At 58.9% G+C, this 17,282-nt stretch carries 12 protein-coding genes; 5 read left to right on the forward strand and 7 right to left on the reverse strand.

Features of this window, described 5'->3' with window-relative positions:
• Positions 1-349 precede the first annotated feature (349 nt).
• Together IC235_RS06380 and IC235_RS06385 are read left to right on the forward strand one after the other, a co-directional pair.
• The gene (locus IC235_RS06380) at positions 350-2,260 is read left to right on the forward strand and encodes a T9SS type B sorting domain-containing protein (RefSeq protein ID WP_191004330.1); all 1,911 of its coding nucleotides are present in this window, start codon (positions 350-352) and stop codon (positions 2,258-2,260) included.
• Positions 2,261-2,389: 129 nt separating this feature from the next.
• The gene (locus tag IC235_RS06385; protein WP_191004331.1) at positions 2,390-4,252 is read left to right on the forward strand and encodes a M1 family metallopeptidase; all 1,863 of its coding nucleotides are present in this window, start codon (positions 2,390-2,392) and stop codon (positions 4,250-4,252) included.
• 503 nt (positions 4,253-4,755) lie between these two features.
• Here the strand turns inward: IC235_RS06385 and IC235_RS06390 are convergent.
• The 5 genes from IC235_RS06390 to IC235_RS06410 form a co-directional block, all read right to left on the reverse strand.
• Entirely contained in the window at positions 4,756-5,790 is a 1,035-nt protein-coding gene (locus IC235_RS06390; protein ID WP_191004332.1) for a DUF262 domain-containing protein, read from the reverse strand.
• A complete protein-coding gene (locus tag IC235_RS06395) occupies positions 5,771-6,343 on the reverse strand; it encodes a hypothetical protein (protein WP_191004333.1) in 573 nt (190 codons plus the stop codon). Before IC235_RS06395 ends, IC235_RS06390 begins: the two co-directional genes overlap by 20 nt.
• Positions 6,344-6,533: 190 nt before the next feature.
• Positions 6,534-6,908 carry a hypothetical protein gene (locus IC235_RS06400; RefSeq protein WP_191004334.1) on the reverse strand — a complete coding sequence of 125 codons (375 nt, stop codon included), beginning with the start codon at positions 6,906-6,908 and terminating at the stop codon, positions 6,534-6,536.
• A gap of 258 nt (positions 6,909-7,166) precedes the next feature.
• Positions 7,167-7,319 carry a hypothetical protein gene (locus IC235_RS06405; protein WP_223847104.1) on the reverse strand — a complete coding sequence of 51 codons (153 nt, stop codon included), beginning with the start codon at positions 7,317-7,319 and terminating at the stop codon, positions 7,167-7,169.
• Positions 7,320-7,321: 2 nt separating this feature from the next.
• On the reverse strand, positions 7,322-7,696 hold the full coding sequence (locus IC235_RS06410; RefSeq protein WP_191004336.1) for an acyl-CoA thioesterase: 375 nt from the start codon (positions 7,694-7,696) through the stop codon (positions 7,322-7,324).
• 231 nt (positions 7,697-7,927) lie between these two features.
• On the opposite strand from IC235_RS06410, the gene IC235_RS06415 reads away from it, so the two are divergent.
• Complete coding sequence (locus IC235_RS06415; RefSeq protein ID WP_191004337.1) at positions 7,928-9,943, forward strand: FAD-dependent oxidoreductase; 2,016 nt, start codon at positions 7,928-7,930, stop codon at positions 9,941-9,943.
• A gap of 146 nt (positions 9,944-10,089) precedes the next feature.
• Here the strand turns inward: IC235_RS06415 and IC235_RS06420 are convergent, their stop codons facing one another.
• The gene (locus IC235_RS06420; protein ID WP_191004338.1) at positions 10,090-12,588 is read right to left on the reverse strand and encodes a T9SS type A sorting domain-containing protein; all 2,499 of its coding nucleotides are present in this window, start codon (positions 12,586-12,588) and stop codon (positions 10,090-10,092) included.
• 681 nt (positions 12,589-13,269) lie between these two features.
• Between IC235_RS06420 and IC235_RS06425 the strand changes: the two genes are divergently transcribed.
• Positions 13,270-13,686, forward strand: coding sequence for a hypothetical protein (locus IC235_RS06425; protein WP_191004339.1), 417 nt, complete (start codon positions 13,270-13,272; stop codon positions 13,684-13,686).
• Positions 13,687-14,297: 611 nt separating this feature from the next.
• Here the strand turns inward: IC235_RS06425 and IC235_RS06430 are convergent.
• Entirely contained in the window at positions 14,298-15,761 is a 1,464-nt protein-coding gene (locus IC235_RS06430; protein ID WP_191004340.1) for an aldehyde dehydrogenase family protein, read from the reverse strand.
• Positions 15,762-16,027: 266 nt separating this feature from the next.
• On the opposite strand from IC235_RS06430, the gene IC235_RS06435 reads away from it, so the two are divergent.
• Complete coding sequence (locus tag IC235_RS06435) at positions 16,028-17,224, forward strand: phosphatase PAP2 family protein (protein WP_191004341.1); 1,197 nt, start codon at positions 16,028-16,030, stop codon at positions 17,222-17,224.
• The last annotated feature ends 58 nt before the right edge of the window (positions 17,225-17,282 follow it).

Here is a 17,282-nt window from a genome sequence, read left to right on the forward strand (position 1 = left end):
AGCAGATAGAGCCGTTTTCGCATCGGAGCAAGGAATTAAAAATTAAAAATGAAGAATTAAAAATTAGTTGGTCAAATTTTTAATTCTTCATTTTTAATTTTTAATTCCTAAAAAACGGTGCAGTGACTGGAGAGCCGCTCTAAGCGGGCAGATAGCTGAGGCGTTTTTTGGTTGACGTGAGTGCTTGAGGGCACGCGTAAGCATCCGGCGCAGCTTAACCGTGGGTACGTTTCCACAACTATAGCAAGCTGGGTCAGATGGATACCCTTTGCCCCATCGCAGTGCTGTTTTTTCTAGAAAAAAACAAGCCGTAGCGAACAAATTATTTTTTCCGGCTATCTTCCAGGTAATGAAACACCCTTTACTGTCCCTGATTACCTCCCGCCTCTGCTGGCTGCTCCTGGCCCTATTCACCCCACTATTAGCGGCAGCCACCCACATTGTGGGCGGCGAGTTGGACTTGCGATACCGGACTGGTAGCACTTACACCCTCAGCCTCAACCTGTATTTTGATGCCATCAACGGCAGCGCCGGGGCCCTCGACCAGCAACTGACGGCCAGCATTTTCAGCAAAGCCGATAACCGCCGTCTCACCAATGTGGTGCTCCCCCTGACCGGCAACACCTTCGTGACCTACACCAACCCGGCCTGCGCCGTGGGCTCGCTGAGCACTCGCAAGCTAGTGTACACCAATGATATCGTTCTCAACGCGGCGACTTATAATAGTCCGCAGGGGTATTACGTGGCGGTGGAACGCTGCTGCCGTAACGTGACCATCAGCAACATCCTGATGCCCGAGGCGGCGGCTCAGGCCTTTTACCTGGAGTTTCCGGCCGTGGTGCGCAACGGCGCGCCATTCATCGACTCCACTCCGCGCATCTTCCCCCCGCTAGGCGACTACGCCTGCCGCAACGAGCTGTTCTACTACGATTTCGGTGGCCAGGACCCCGATGGCGACTCTCTGGCCTACGACATGGTAACGCCACTTAACGGCCACACCACGGCCGCCGCGCCCTTGCTTTCTCAACCTGGACCAGCGCCCTACATTCCCATCACCTGGCGGCCTGGGCTGGGTGCGAGCAACCAGGTTCCGGGCAGCCCGGCGCTGGGAATTGATGCCCGCACCGGCCGCCTCACGGTGCGGCCCAGCAGCCTGGGGCTGTACGTGTTTGGCGTACGCTGCTCGGAGTATCGCAACGGCCTGAAGATTGGCGAGACCCGGCGCGACTTCCAACTGTACGTGCTCAACTGCCCCACGAACGATGCGCCCCGGCTGCAAGTCCGCACTCAGGGCAGCCCGGGGCTGTACCGGCCCGGGCGCGACACCCTGCGCCTAAGGCCTGGCAGCAACCGCTGCCTGACCATTCGTTACACCGACCCCAACCCCAACTCGGCCCTGACCATGACGAGCCGGCCGGTTAACTTCAGCGGACCGGCTCCCGTGTTTACCACCCCCAGCAGCGGTACGGTACGCACTCCCGGCGCCCCGGACACCCTCACGGCGACTATCTGCTTCCCTGAGTGCATTGATAGCCGGGGCAGGGTGTATTTACTCGACCTCATCGTGGCCGACAACGGGTGCAGCCTCCCCAAGCACGACACCGTGCGGGTAGCCTTCACCGCGACCCCGCCACCCAACGAGGCGCCCGTGCTCACCACCAGCTTCCCGCCCCCCCCCGCTGCGGGCAGCGCCCCGACGGTGGTACGGGTGCCCCTGGGCACCCGCTACACCGCCACCCTGGCCGGCAGCGATGCCGACCGTAACCCGCTGACCCTGACTGCTACCGGGGAGGGATTCGACCTGGCGGCCGCGAAGATGAGCTTTACCGCGCAGAACGGCCCGGGCCAGGCCAGCGGCACTTTTACCTGGGAGGCCGACTGCGGGGCGTTTAACGCCGAGGGCCTGACCGTCCGGTTTCAGCTGGCGGAGACCGGGCCCTGCGTACCTCTGCCGCAGGAGCGCCGGATTCGGTTTGAGATAACCCCGTTGGAAGATACCGCGGCTTTTCGCCCGCCCAACGTCATCACCCCCAACCGCGATAGTCAAAACGACTACCTGATTATGCCCAACCTGCCCCTCGACTTTTGCAACCGCCGGTTCGCAAGCATCAAAATCTTCTCCCGCTGGGGCCAGCTCGTGTATCAGTCGCCCGACCGTAACTTCCGTTGGGGCGGCGCGGGCCAGTCGGGTATCTACTATTACCTCGTCACGTACACCGACGGCCGCAAGTACAAAGGCTGGGTGGAAGTGATTCAGTAACCACGCCCCCACTTCGGGCCACAATTAATGACGGCGCTTACGTTTCGGGAGGCGGGGCCAAGGCGGCGCTCCGCGCCACTGGCCAGGGAGGTGCAACGCCCGCCATTACGCCGCCGTCTGTTATTGCCTATGATTCGACTTCTCATTGCCGTCCTCCTAGTGGTTGGGCTCTGCCGCCCCGCCTCTGCCCAGGCCCTGTACCTGCCGCGCGATATCCAGCAAGCCTATGCCAAGGGCACCCGCGCACCCGACGGCCGCCCCGGCCCCAACTACTGGCAGAACCGCGCCCGCTACCACATCACGATGCAGGTCTTGCCGCCCAACCGCAACATCCGGGGCCGCGAGCGCATCAGCTATTTCAACAACAGCCCCGACACGCTGCGCCGGCTGGTAATCCGGCTAACCCCCAATATTCACCAGCCCGGCGCGACCCGCTACACCGATGCCTCCGCCGACTATCTCACTTCGGGGGTCGAAATTGATACCTTGACCGTGGCCGGGCAGAAAAGCGCGCTGCCCTACGCCGGCCACGCCACCTGGCGCGTGCTGCCGCTGCCCCGCCCCCTGCTCCCCCACGATTCGGTGCAGCTGACCTGCGCCTGGCACTTCCCCATCTCCCTGGAAAGCGGCCGGGAAGGAATGATCGACAAAACCACCTACTTCCTGGCCTACTTCTACCCCCGTGTAGCGGTTTACGACGATTACAACGGCTGGGACCGACTCGACTTCACCGATCAGCAGGAATTCTACAACGACTTCAACGACTACACCCTGCACGTGCAAGCCCCGGCCAACTACCTGGTATGGGCCACCGGCACCCTGCAAAACCCTGATGAAGTGCTGCAGAAGCCCTTCGCCCAGCGCCTGAGACAATCGCTGACCAGCGACAAGAACATTCACATCGTCACCGCGGCTGACCTCGCCGCCCGGAAAATTACGGCTCAGCGCCCCGTGAACACCTGGAAGTGGCAGGCCCGCGACATCTCCGACGTCGCGTTCGGCCTGAGCGACCACTACGTGTGGGACGGGGCCAGCGTCATCGTCGATGCCAGTACCAAGCGCCGGGCCAGCGTGCAAGCGGCCTTCGCCGACTCCACCGCCGACTTCCACTACGCTGTCGACAACGGCCGCAATGCCCTGGGCTGGTTTTCCAATAAGAACAACTGGCCGGGTATCCCCTACCCGTTCCCCCAAATGACGGTTTTTCAGGGCTTCGCCGACATGGAATACCCGATGATGGTAAACGACAGCCCACAGAAGGACCTGCGGTTTGCCCAGTTCGTCGAAGAGCACGAAATTGCCCACACCTGGTTCCCCTTCTACATGGGCATCAACGAAAGCCGCTATGCCTTCATGGACGAGGGCTGGGCCACCACCCTGGAGCTGCTCATCGGCCGCTCGGAACACCCGGTGGCCGAGGTCGACAACCTCTACAAGCGGTTCCGGGTCGCCAGCTGGATTCACGACGCCTCTACGAGCCAGGATTTGCCCATTATCACGCCCTCGAGCGAGCTGCGCGGGGCGGCGTACGGCAACAACGCCTACGGCAAGCCCTCGCTGAGCTACCTCGCCCTGAAAGATCTGCTGGGCGACGACCTGTTCAAGAAGTGCCTCCACACCTACATGGACCGCTGGCACGGCAAGCACCCCATTCCGTGGGATTACTTCAACTCCTTCAACGACGCCGCGGGCCGCAACCTGAACTGGTTTTTCAACAACTGGTTTTTCACCAACAACTACATTGACCTGGCCGTGGGGCCGGTCGCGGGCACCAGCGTCACGGTGCAAAACATTGGCGGCTTCGCCGTGCCCTTCGATATGGCCGTGGTGTACGCCGATGGCAGCCAGCAGACGCTGCATCAGTCGCCGGCCATCTGGCAAGCCAACCCCAGGCAAGCCACGGTAACCGTCCCGAAAGCCGTGAAAGCCGTGAAGCTGCTGGGCGGCATTTTCATGGATGCCAACGAAAAGGATAACGCGTGGAGGCAATGACACCTCACGGGATCCCCGGGGCATGAACCCGTCTCCACCGACGAGGGGAACCGGTCTTGCACCTGACGTCACATAAAGAAGCCCGCTCAAAAGTGGGCTTCTTTATTTTCTCGCTATCAAATAGTTTTGAGTCCAACCGGTGTCCTAGTGGGCTGAGGTTCTGGCGAATGTGCTTGGCATAGCTCTTTCAGTTCTTTTCTTATCTCGCTTGAGTCAACGGAACCATTATACCCTATTTCGCTCCCAGCTTGGGACCCACGACGCGACATTGATTCGCGTTAACCTGGAGTATCATGTCATGGGTGCGTTAAGGCTGGCCCTTGACAACAGTAAGGCTAACCAGCAGCAGGTATTTACCCAACCGCCTACGCTTTACCCCTTCCACCTGCCTGCAATGCAATCGACGTCGCAGGAGTAACTGAGGTAAATTCTTGATATGGGAAATCCCTATTGGATTACCAATGCTGAGCTATTTTGTATCCTCATTAACTTTTCTGATTCCCTCAATCAATCTTTAATTGAGGTGCATATTCTAGGTCTAGCTTGGACTGAATTATCTCACCTCTTCTAACTCTACTGCCCCTATCATTAGAAGCTTGCAGTGCAGCACGAGCATAAATCCTATCGTATTCATCAGACTCTGACACATCCTTAGTTAAGTCAACCTTATCGATTGCTGCATAAAAATCATTAAGCCTGTTTCGTGTCTCAATCAGGTTCAGACTAATTTTTCTTTTAAACAATGCTCTATGGACTTCAACTAACAAGGAGAATAAGTCACCTTTATTCCATACCCTTGAAGTATTAGGAAACTTACAGTCAGATATAAATTCGACTGTAGCGTTAAATTCCGACTCTATCTTACCCCTCTCATCGAACTCCTCATTGTATCGTTCAAGATATTTTTCTAGTTGTTCATCACGGTTAAAATAACCCGACATCATTGACACCACTACTGTTAAACAAAACCTGGTATCACCCATACGTTTTATTTCAGTATTTTTAAAGAATCTATTGTTTTCAAAGAAAGGCATGCTGGCCAGTCTGTCTCCAAATTCTTTAAAATCGCCGTCATAACGAGCATTATGAATTTCCATCGGATTCAACGCGTAATTAGTTGAATTAATCCGCTTGAACACCTCTAGAATATCTTCAATAGACATTCGTCCCAAATCCCGGATAACCACCTCATATTCTAAAAAGTCGCGCTTTTCATCTTCACCCAACTCCCGATATGGTCTGGTATTTCTATCAAGCTTTAATTCCTCAGCGCCCTTAAAATACTGGAAGAGCGTAGAAATGCGCTGTTGACCATCGACTAGCCACTCAGTACCAACTCCTGTCTCGTTATTGACTTCACCAGCGGCAACATACACCTCAGGGAAAGGATAACCCTGAAGAACAGTCTTTATGAATGCTAATTTATGTTTATTAGACCAGACAAGCCGACGCTGAAAGTAGGGTTTAGGAACAAGTTCACCATTTTGAATTGATGTTAATAGAATCCGAATTTTTCTATTAGTTGCTGAAGTTTTCATTATTTAATTGTGTTCTACATTGTTCAAAACATTGGTTCTGATAATTCTCGAAGAAGAATCTTGAATGATACAAGCCTCCTCGTATCCGATACGGGCCAAACTCCCCACTGCCTGAAATTCCTTCGAAGAAATCCCACCACATTCTGGTCCTAATGAAGGAAGTCTCTAGAGGCAACTTATCGGGCCTCATCCAACCTTTAAAATGGTATTCCTTAAATGAATGACTTTGCTCCCAGTATCCACCATTTCTCTCAAATGAATACAGCTCTTGCCAAATTCTTTCATACAAATCTTGAGATATAATTACAATATCTATATCAGACTCATCCCTAAATGGGAGAAACCTTCGTTTAGGCTTAATAGAGAACCCTAGCTTTGCAGATCCTACTAAGAAAACCTTGCTAAAATCTACCTGAAAATGGTTTGCGACTTTCTCTCTAATTTGGTGATGCATGCTATCATCAAGAGCAAAACTTCCACCTGAAAGGTAGTATTTATTGACAAGTTGGGTATTACTAAGACTCAAAAGGTCATTTTTGAAAATTGAAACCATGTTCGGTTAGATATTTGTATTTAATATAATATTACCCATGATCCCAGCAGCCCCCGTCACTACACTTCTGCTGCACGTAGCCTGCGCTTCTGAGCGCTACCATGTAATCAACCGCCGACAGGGACTGCACGAAGCACTCATTGGCGTCGCTCACCAACCATGATGGCTAGTTTCGGCCCTGCCACCTCCACTAATACGCGCCCAGCATGGGCGCTCTTAAGAATGTCGTGTTCCTGCCTGTCTTATGTAGCTCATGATGCCTAGCAATCTGAGATAGTCGCCCCCCAAGCTCCCGCAGGAAGATGCATTGCGCATCACTCTGCACTTTCACAAACTCCTCGAAGCAGCCCAGCAGCTCGCTCCGCATCAGCTTGGCGTTGGTCCCACAGGCCGCGTTCCCGAACCGCGTTTCGTCTATGCGCGAACGAGCCAGTGTCTTGAACCCCAACGTTGGGGTGTACCGCTCTTTGTACTGCCCAAATTTGGACTGGTGGTCAAGGTAGTTCTGCCCGGCCAGCGGTAACAGCAGCAACAGGTCGCTTTGCGACATTGATAGAATTCTCATCCGTTCAGGGTAGACTGTAAAGCTTAGTTTCGGCCCGAATGTAAGAGGATATTTTTATCCCCATATCTCCAATCAAGCACCTACCCTGACATCGAGAAAAAATGCAAAAACACTTGTTTATTAGCTAACTCTTTCGCTAGCTCTCAACTTTCGCCCCACCACCCGCGCACGAGAAAATGTACTCTCTACTCTCGTTCCTCCCAATCCAGTGCCTTTTCCCTACAGAGAGGGGTCACGCCCCGTTAGCGTCCCGTAGGGCTACGCCTCGCGCCGCTGCTTTTTCAGCTGCTGGCGTACCTCCTTTACCCGGTCGTCGAACCCGTCGGGATCGTAGCTCACGGTTTCCACGTCGAGCTGGTCGAGCAGGTCCATCATGGCGTTGGCGTGGTCGGTGCGGGTGCCGGCTGGCATGGTTACAAAGGCCATTTCCGACCACAGCAGCGCCAGCAGGCGGGTGCCGGTGGCGTCGCGCATCTGCATTTCCACCACCACGCTGGAATTATCGAAATGAATGAGCTGGCTGCATGAATGAGCTGGCTGCTGATGCGCACCTGCGCGCCCTGCCGCGCCGGCTTCAGGTAGCTGATGTGGTGCTTGGTGATAACCCAGGCGGCGTTTTGCTCGCGGGCCAGCTCACCCATGTTCAGGGCGTAGTGCTCGGTGGTGTGGTCTTCGCGGGCGTTGAGGAAGTAGTCGAGGTAGCGGGCATTGTTGAGGTGGCCCAGCATATCACAGTCCTGGAAGTGAACACGGTGGGTGGTTTCGGGCGTTTGGATGAGGTGGGACATCGACAACGTGGGGCGTACTGAGCCAACAGGTGAAGTGGGGGCAGCCTTCGCTGCGCCAGGCAGGGAAACGAAAATAATCCCGCAAAAGAACAACGAACAGTTGGTTGTTACCGATGCGGCCAAGGCAGCATCCCACTGCTGGGCGCGCGGGCAGCGTTCTGGCTAACTACTCGGCACGCCTAACACTTTGCGGAAAAATTCCTACCTTTTAGCCCTTAATCTGCTCGCCTCATGTTTACGCTTACGCCCGACCGTTCTACTCTGCTGCAGGCCCTGGCCGACACCTTTATTCCGGCCCTGCCCGACGGCAGCCCGGCCGGCTCCGCCGGCCTGAACCTGGAGAAATTGCAGGACCTCGTTCGCGAGCAACCCCTGGGCGCCCAGGCCGAGTTCGGCAAATTGCTCGACCTCCTGGAGAAGCCCCTGCTGGGCCTCACTTGGTTTGGGCCCCTGAAGCCCTTCCGCAAACTCGACCCCACCCAGCGCGAGCAGCTGTTGCAAAGCTGGGCCGCGTCGAATGTGCCGCAGCTGCGCAAGGGGTTTCAGGCCCTGCGCAAGCTGTGCACGCTGCTGTACTACGGCGGCAGCATGGCCGAGGTGCCCGCCGCCTGGGGCCGCCTGGGCTACCCTGGGCCCGACGAGCGGCCGGTGGATACGCCCCGGCCCATTCAACCCCTGCGCCCTACCCAGGACACGGTGTACGACTGTGAGGTGCTCGTTATTGGCAGCGGGGCCGGGGGCGGCGTGGTGGCCGGCGAGCTGGCCCAGGCGGGGTACGACGTGCTGGTCGTCGAGAAAGGGCCCTATTGCCACGGCTGCGACTTCACCCAGCGCGAAGTAGAGATGCTCGGCAAGCTCTACGACGCCAAAGGCGCCCTGGCAACCCAGGACGGAAGTATCGGCATCCTGGCCGGCTCCTGCCTGGGCGGCGGTACCACCGTGAACTGGGCGGGGGCTTTCCGCACGCCGGATTACGTGCTTCAGGAGTGGGCCCGCGAGCACGAGGTGCCCCACTTTACGACCCTGGAATTTAAGGAGAGCCTCAACGCCGTGGCCCGCACCATCGGCGTTAACACCAACTACGTCCGCCACAACGGCCAAAACCAGGCCCTCTGGGACGGCTCGACCAGGCTGGGCCAGGAAGTGAAGCTGATTCCGCGCAATGAAAAAGGGCTCACCGATTCGGAGGCCCACTTTCGCGCCCTCGGCTACACCACCCTGGGCGACGCCCACGGCCTCAAGCAAGGCACGCTGAACACCTACCTGCTCACGGCCTTCGAGCACGGCGCCCGCATCCTGGCCGACACCAAGGTCGACCGGGTGACCATTGCCCAGGGCCGGGCAACCGGGGCCGAAGCAGTGCACACCACTGCCGATGGCCGCCCGGTGCGCATCACGGTGCGGGCCCGCCGGGTGGTAGTGGCCGGCGGGGCTATTCAGACGCCCGCCCTGCTGCTGCGCTCGGGCCTGAAGCACCCGCACCTGGGCCAGCACCTGCACCTGCACCCGACCGTGGTGGTGGGGGCCCGCTACCCCCACGCCATGAACTCCTGGCACGGGCCGAGCATGAGCGTGGTCAACGACACCTACACCATGCTGCACGGCACCAACTTTGGCGCCAAGCTGGAAACGCCGCCCACTCACCCGGGCTTGCTGAGCATGGTGCTGCCCTGGCTCTCGGGCCAGCAGCACCACGAGCTGCTGCGCGACGCTGGCCGCCTCGGCTCGTTTATCGTGCTCACCCGCGACCGCGACGGGGGCCGCGTGAGCCTCGACAAGCACGGCACCGCGCTGATTGACTACACCCTGTCGGACTTCGACCGGGCCAACATGCTGGAAGGAGTGCGGGCCGCCGCGCAAATTCACGTAGCCGCCGGGGCCGAAACTGTGTACCTGCCCCATAATACGCTGCCCACCCTGCACGCCCACGCCGGAGTGTTGCGCAACCCGGACGTGCTCGACAAGCTGCCGTACTTAAGCTGGAAGCCCAACCAGTTTGGCCTGTACAGCGCCCACCAGATGAGCACCTGCCGCATGGGCGGGGTGGCGGCCACCCACCCCCTGAAACCTAACGGCGAAACGGTGGAGGTGCAAAACCTTTTCGTGGCCGATGCCTCGGCCTTTCCGGCGTGCAGCGGGGTCAACCCCATGCTCACCATCATGGCCCTGGCCCACTTCACGGCCCAGGGCCTGAAGGCCGGGGAGGCGCGCGCCAGCCGTCCACAAGTGGCCGCCACAATGGGCTAGGCGTATGGTCGTGAAGTGAGCTTCGGTAGCAAAAGAACCTCCCCTAACTCCTGGGACTATACAGTTGCTAACTACTCAGTACTTAAACGTAGAAAGGGCTGCCTCACCTGAGACAGCCCTTTCGCTTTCGGCTGATAACTAACCGTTTACTTCTGGACCAGCACTTTGCGCGAAACCAGTTCGTCTGCCGTACCCAGGCTGATGTGGTACATGCCCGAGGCCAGACCACTCAGATCAACGGGAACCGACACCGTGCGCTGGTTGCCCGCGACGGCCTGCCGCAGCACTTCCTGGCCGACGCTGTTGCGCACGACCAGCTGCAAGCCGGCCACCGGACGCTCGAACTGAGCCTGCACCCGGAAATAACCCGTCGTGGGGTTGGGATAGGCCTGCAGGCCGTCGTTTGCTTTCAACTCAGCCAGCGCCGTACCGGAAACGACCACGTCCTGAATGGCCAGGTTGTCGATGGCCCAGCCCCAGCCGTGGCTGAGCTGGTCGGAAAACAAGCGGAAGCGCAGGCGGACCACGTCACCCGCCGCGAATTGGTCGCGCAGGTTTAGGGTGCGGGGCTTGAACAGGGCTGGCGTACCAACACCCGTGGAATTGAGGCCACTCGTACCACTGTCCCAGGCCGCCCGCCAGTCGGCTTGGGCGTTACAGTCGTAGCCCGGGGCCAGCGGCGTCCAGGTAACGCCGTTGTCTTTGCTGCCTTCCACCACCACGTAGTCGTAGAAGTTGGCGCCCCCAAACACGCTGCCGGGGTCACCCGGCTCGACCAGCACGATTTCGTCAAACTTCACGACGGCCTCCGTGGGATTGGCTTTCACGATGATGGGCACCAGCATTTGGTAGATGATGTTACTCTGAAAATTGGCATCAGCACCGTCCGCGTACGGGTGGTCGGAATGAATGGCGGGGGTGGTAAACCCGGCTGGCTGGGTAATGGAGAAACCATCCCCTACAAAATCAAGCGGGGTGCTGCTATTCAGGGCGTTGACATACGTAGTCACCGGCGCTTTGAAAGAGACTATCTGTACGGAGTAGAGGCCGCTGGCTGGGGTAACAGTCTGGTTAACGGCCACGGCCACGTCGCGTACCACCACCCGGTAGCTTACCACGTCACCCGTGTTGATAGGACCAGCGGCGGTAGTCAGTTGCCCGACGAAGGTCGTGTCGTTCTGCCGGTTCAGCAGGATGTTGGGCCGCGCAGTGCCGTTCACGTTATATTCCAGGGTTACGGTACCCACGTTCTGATTGTCCTTGGCATATACCGTAAGCTGATAAGGCAACTGGCTGGCAAACAGGAAAGAGGGAGCCCGGTGAGTAACGGCCGGCGCCTGGGTGTCGGGGCCGACCCGGAAGCGGTAGCGCGATGGCGTGCTGGACGTGGCGTAAAGGCCGGGCGCGGTGTACGTGCGGTTCGTCTCCACGTCTTCCGCCTGCAGATAATAGCTCACGTTGCTGTTCAGCCCCGGGTTCGGAATCGTGCCCGTGTACTGATTCGGCGTGGCCGTGGCCGTCATCACCACCGTCGTTTCCGCCCCCCCGTTGATGGCGTACACCAGCTTCACCGAGTTGGGCTTGACCGTCCCATCGCTTTCCACCAAGGTATTGATCACGAAATTCTGCGCCACCTCCGTGTCGCGCAGCGGCGTGTGCCGGATGGCCGTGTTGAACCACCCGAGCTCGTTGAAGATCGCCCGGGTGATCGGACCCGGGTCATGGATGGCCTCGGCTGAGCCGATTTGCGGCGTCATTAGTGAATTGACGTTACCGGCCAGGTAGGTGCTTTCGTCCAGGTGCGAGATGCTCGAGCCGCCCGAAAACGTGGTGGGGGCATATAGCTTCGGCCGCACCCCACTGTTGACGGCCTTGGCCAGCGGGCTGTTAAAATACAGGTTGTTGCTGCGAAACTGCGCGCCCAACGCGGCCGAAGGATTGGCGAAGAGCGTGGCGTTGGTCAGCTGCTGGCCCGCCAGATTTTCGATGTACGTCGCGAAGTTGACCGGTGGCGTGCCATAGGTGCCCTGGTTCGCCGTCGCGTCGTAGCTGGTACCGGCCTGAAAGCCCAGCCCGTGCCCGAGCTCGTGCAGCACCACCGTCACCAGGTCGTACTGGCCAGAAGGGGGGTTGGCGTCGAGGCCGTAGTACCAGTTAAAGGTGCTGCTGAAGTTGGCGTTGATGTCGGCGTCGGTGGGCGCGTTCAGGTCGCGGCCCGCGATTTTCTCGGCCAGCGCCACTGGGTACCGTACGTCCCGGCGCGAAGCCCCATCGAGGCGCGTGTAGTAGCCGGTGGTTCCGGCCGATCCGAGGACGCCCGCCGCCAGGGGCGTCCAGTTGGCATTGACATGAATGGTCACCGGCGAGGAAAGGATCGATTGCCAGATATCAACCGCCCGCTGGAACGCGGCCTGGGCCTGGGGGGTGAACCCGGTGTAGGTGACCTGGATGGTGGCCGCCGTCGCCCGGCGCCCCGTGCGTTGCTGTTCTAGATAGGCCGCCGGGGGCGCCACCCGCGTATGCATGTTTTCGGGGCGGGCCGGGCACACGACCACCGGCACCCGGCCCGGTACGGCCACAAAAGTCTGGCCGACGACCGGCTGAATAGCTACACTAAGCAGCGAAAACAGGAGTATGTTTTTCATTCAAAAAAGAAAAGAATTAAGGATGGGAAGCGTAAAGATAACATTCTGACGGGCGCTTAGCAAGCCATAAAACCAATTGCTGGCTTTCAGCATGCTCACCACGATGGCCGCGGCCCCGTTCCACGCCTCCCGACGTTGTAATTAGGCCCCGCTCATGGTAATCGGGGCATTCGGCATGGACAACGAAATGCAAAGTGCGGGCCCGGTGGGCCGCCGCAATAGCGACTACGCAATCTGGTAGCAGGCACGGCCATAACGTGAGCATCGCGGCTGCGGTAGTGCGCTGGAATTTTATGAGCAAGTGGGCTGGCTGAAGATACGCAGGCTAGATGATTTAAAGTTATCGCGAAGTGAAAACGGAAACTGGCTGCGCTTCCGCGACAAAATCAACCGGATGCCTTTTTATTGCCTTCTGCCAACTAACCACAGCCCCTGGTACAGTCCAAAACGGTAGATGACAAACCTCTGGGTAGTACTCCGCTTTCAACCAAATCCGCAGGACAATATTCTTAAATACCAGATAACTGAATTCTTGTCCAAAAAACAAGCTGGTGTATATACATTCTCACTTACTCAGACTGCCTTTCACGCCTTTCGGGCGACTAGCTACGCTAGTGCTATACCGGCTCCACCGCCAAGGGGTGAATCTGCGTATGAGGGTTATTCGCCTTCTAAGCTCTTATGTCAACCTTTCTGCTCCGCTTCACCCTCCTGCCCCTGCTGGCGTTCCTGCTGCTAACGAACTGCACCCGCCGTGCACGCCCCTCCACCGCGCCCGTGGCCGCAACCGCTCGGCCCCCTGAGTCGCCCACACCAGCCAGTGCCGCCCGTGACCTGGCCGACGTGATGGCCACCGACCTCCAACTCACTCCCGAGCAAACCAGCCAGGTTAGGACCATTCTCAATAGAACTGTGCAAGAGGCCAACGCGGCGAAGGCGAAATACCCGCCCCAATCTTCTGGTCTGCTGACCGAGCTCAAGCGCATTAACGCCGACTCCCAAAAGGGCCTGCTGGCCGTGTTGGGCCCCGTCAAATTCAAGCAGTTGCGAGCCAACCAACGCAAAATGGCCGAGGAGATGCAGCAGCGGCAGAAGTAAGGCGTAAGGCGGCTAGGTAGGCCCCGGAGCTTGACGCCGGCTCTCGTTCGAAGAGCAAGCCCTCACCTGATAATATTTGGAGTCAGGGCCGATACCAGGCTTAGGGAGAGGTAGCCAGCTTATCGTAACTGCTATCCTTCCTCCGTTCCCGCTTCGACAGCGTAATGAGGTGATTTCTCACTGACTTTGTCTCATTATAATATATCGGTGGATTAGTTACCAGCGGCTGGCGGGGCTGCACTCAGAAGCCGCGTAGTGGTGATAGAAGCTCTGGCGGCCCTGTCACCGCTCCGCGGCTTTCATCCCATCATCCCGGGTTCTACCAACCTGTCGCCGCTCCGCGGCTAGGCCGTGCTCTGGACTTGACTTCGCAGCCAACCAAGGCGGTTCTTAAGTTAACCATCGGTTCCCCGGCCCCGGCATCTACCCTAGCGAGAAAAGTACCCTAGCGAGCTTCTTTGCGCCTGGTCTGATATGGTCTTCGGCGATGGGCAAGATGCCTCTGCATTACACGCGCTAGGCCGTAATTGGGAACGAGCGTGATTTTGGAGTCGGCCAACAGCAACGACCGAATAAACAGAACCGCCAAGTCGTACCAAGTTGCTCCACTTTTAGAGGTATTTCATCAGTAATTCAATTAGCTTCCGCACCTTGGGCGTGTAGGGCGGATACATGGCCTTGATGCCGGTGAAGCCCACGCGCTGCCGCATCACACCTTTCTCGTTGCTGAAAGCCAGGAAGCCGGCATGGCCGTGGGCCTTGCCCAGGCCGCTGTTGCCCACGCCGCCGGCGGGCAGCTCGGGGTGGGCGAAGTGGAGTACCGTTTCGTTAATCCCCGCGCCACCGGCCGACACATTCTTCAGCAGGTAGCGCCGGGTTTCGGCGCTGGTCGTGAACACGTATTGCGCCAGCGGCTTGAGCCGGGCGTTGATGTATTCGGCGGTTTCGTCCAAGGTTTTAAAGGTGAGCACGGGCAGTAGCGGGCCAAAGATTTCCTCTTCCAGCACGCGGGCCCCGGCCGGCACGTTGGTCAGGATAGTGGGCTCGATGTAGTTCTGGGAGGCATCGACGGCGCCGCCCGCGGCCACGGTAGCGCCCCGCGCCTGGGCGTCTTCGAGCAGACCCGCGAGCCGGGCAAAGTGGTGCTGATTTACTATCCGGGCCAAGGACTCTGATTGCTGGATGCCGGCTCCGGTAGGGTTATAAGCCCGCTGTACGGCCGCGGCCAGCTCGGCCATGAAAGCAGGCTGCACGCTCTCCTGAACCAGCAGGTAATCGGGGGCCACGCAGGTTTGGCCGTTATTGAGGAATTTACCCCAGACGATTTTCTCGGCCGCGTCGCGCAGGTTAGCCGTGTGGTCGACCACGGCGGGGTTTTTGCCTCCTAATTCGAGGGTGAGGCCGCTGAGGTGCTCGGCCGCGGCGCGCATTACAATCTTACCTACCTCGGGGCTACCCGTGAAGAAAATGTGGTTCCACGGCAGCTTCAGCAACTCGGTGGCCACTTCCTTACCACCTTCGAGCAGCAGCACCTCATTGGGCTGAAATAATTCCTCGCACAGCCGGCGTAGCAGAGCCGAAGTGGCGGGGGTTTGCTCGGCTGGCTTGATAACCACCGCGTTGCCGGCCGCAATGGCCGAGACCAGCGGTCCCACGGCCAAATAAAAGGGGTAGTTCCAGGGCGCGATGATCAGGACCACGCCTTTGGGCTCGACCTGCACCCACGAACGCGTGCCCAGCAGGGCCATTGGCGCCCCCACCCGGCGCGGAGCCATCCACTTTTTCAGGTGCTTGATGGTGTGTCGCAGCTCGACCAGCGAGGTCCAGATTTCGGTTAGGTCGGTTTCGGCGGCGGGCTTGCGGAAGTCGGCGTAAAGCGCTTGCTGAATCTCGGTACGGTGCGCCTGCAGCCAGCCAACGAGCTTTTGCAGGCGGGCGCGGCGGGCGGCCACTCCCTCTGCCCGCAGGGCCGGCTCGTTCTGCCGCAAAGCCTCAAACTGGAGTTGAAATTGGTTAGTACCCGGCGGGGGATAAACCAAGCCCGAGGCGCTGGGGACGGAAACGGCTGGTAGCATAGCAGGACGCGTAAGCGAGCCGACCACCACGGCCCGGCTTCGCTGAAAGGTACGGTACTCGGGCAATATTCCCAGTGGCTGGCCGTCGGTGCGGGCAGCCCGGCGCCCGGCTCCTTGCCTTAACTCAACGTTAGCCCGACGTGGCCCCGGTGTTACCTTTGAGGGTTTTTCAGCAATTTCCAAGGTCTTCCTTACCCATCCTTGGGGCCCCGTTCCTCAGGCTCCTGGCCCCGGGCGGAAGAGCGGTTTTGAGTTCGTATTTTTTTGTGAAATCTTTCCATTTTCTCCGCTTTACGGGCCTGTTTGTGGCCCTGGCAAGCGCGTTTTTTGCCTCCCCCGGCCTTGCTGCCCCCGGGCATTTGCGTACCAGCGCGCCGGATTCGACTAGTACAACTCTCCCTCCCCCCGACCCTGATACTACGGAGGTGGCGGCTGGGCGGGAGCATTCAATGGAGTTCCGCCCGGCCGACACTACGCTGACCGCCAGTGGGGCTCACCCCCGCAATGCGCAAGGCCGCATAGCCGACTATACCGTGGCTCCTGGCGTAACCTGGCACTACGAGAAACCCAAGCCCTTCCGCTGGCTCTGGCACATTCCGCGCGACCTGGGCCAGTTTCCGCGCTACGCCTTCCGGCAGGAAAACAGCAGGACCCTGCTAGGGCTGGTGGCGAGTTCGGCCGCTCTCTGGGTGGCGGATGAAGTCATCATCGATTGGGCGCAGGACCTTGGGAAGTTTTTGGGGCTGAAGGCCGCAAGCACACAAAAGACCTTGGTTTACATTCCCTTCCGCATCGGCCAGGCCAAGCTGCCCCTGGAGTTCAACGTGCCTGATAACCTGAACAGCACGTTTTACTACCTCGGCGACGGCTGGACTCACCTGACCATTGCCACCAGCTTCTGGGTGTACGGCGGCTTACGTAAAGACAACCGCGCCCTGCAAACCTCCAGCCAGCTCGGCCAGGCCATTCTTAGTACGGGCCTGGTAGTGCAGGCCCTCAAGCGGACTACTGGCCGCCAGAGCCCGTTCGTGGCCACCAAAGACCGGGGCGAGTGGCACCTGCTGCCCTCGTACAACCGCTACCAGAGCTCCGTGCCCAACTACGACGCCTTTCCGACGGGCCACCTGGCCACCGCCATGGCCACCGTCACGGTCATTGCTGATAATTACCCCGAGCACCGCTTTATCCGCCCCCTAGGCTACTCGCTGATGGGCTTGCTGGGCTACTCCATGCTCAATAATGGGGTGCATTGGGCCAGCGACTACCCCATTGGCATTGCCCTGGGCTATGCCTTTGCCAAAATTGCCGTGCGCAACGGCCGCACCCGGGTCGAGCCGGTTGCCGACCCGGCCGGCACCGGCCTAGCCCCCCCCCGCCGGCCCCGCCCCTGGTACCAGCAGGGCCAATTCTCACCCTATAGCTACGGCCCCTTCACCGGCGCTTCCTGGACGCTACGCTGGTAGTGAGCCACGAAATGTTAATCTTAGAGCTGCTGTCGAACACGACACGTCCGGCCCGCTG

Origin of the sequence: Hymenobacter montanus (assembly GCF_014699115.1) — a bacterium.
Classification (GTDB): domain Bacteria; phylum Bacteroidota; class Bacteroidia; order Cytophagales; family Hymenobacteraceae; genus Hymenobacter; species Hymenobacter montanus.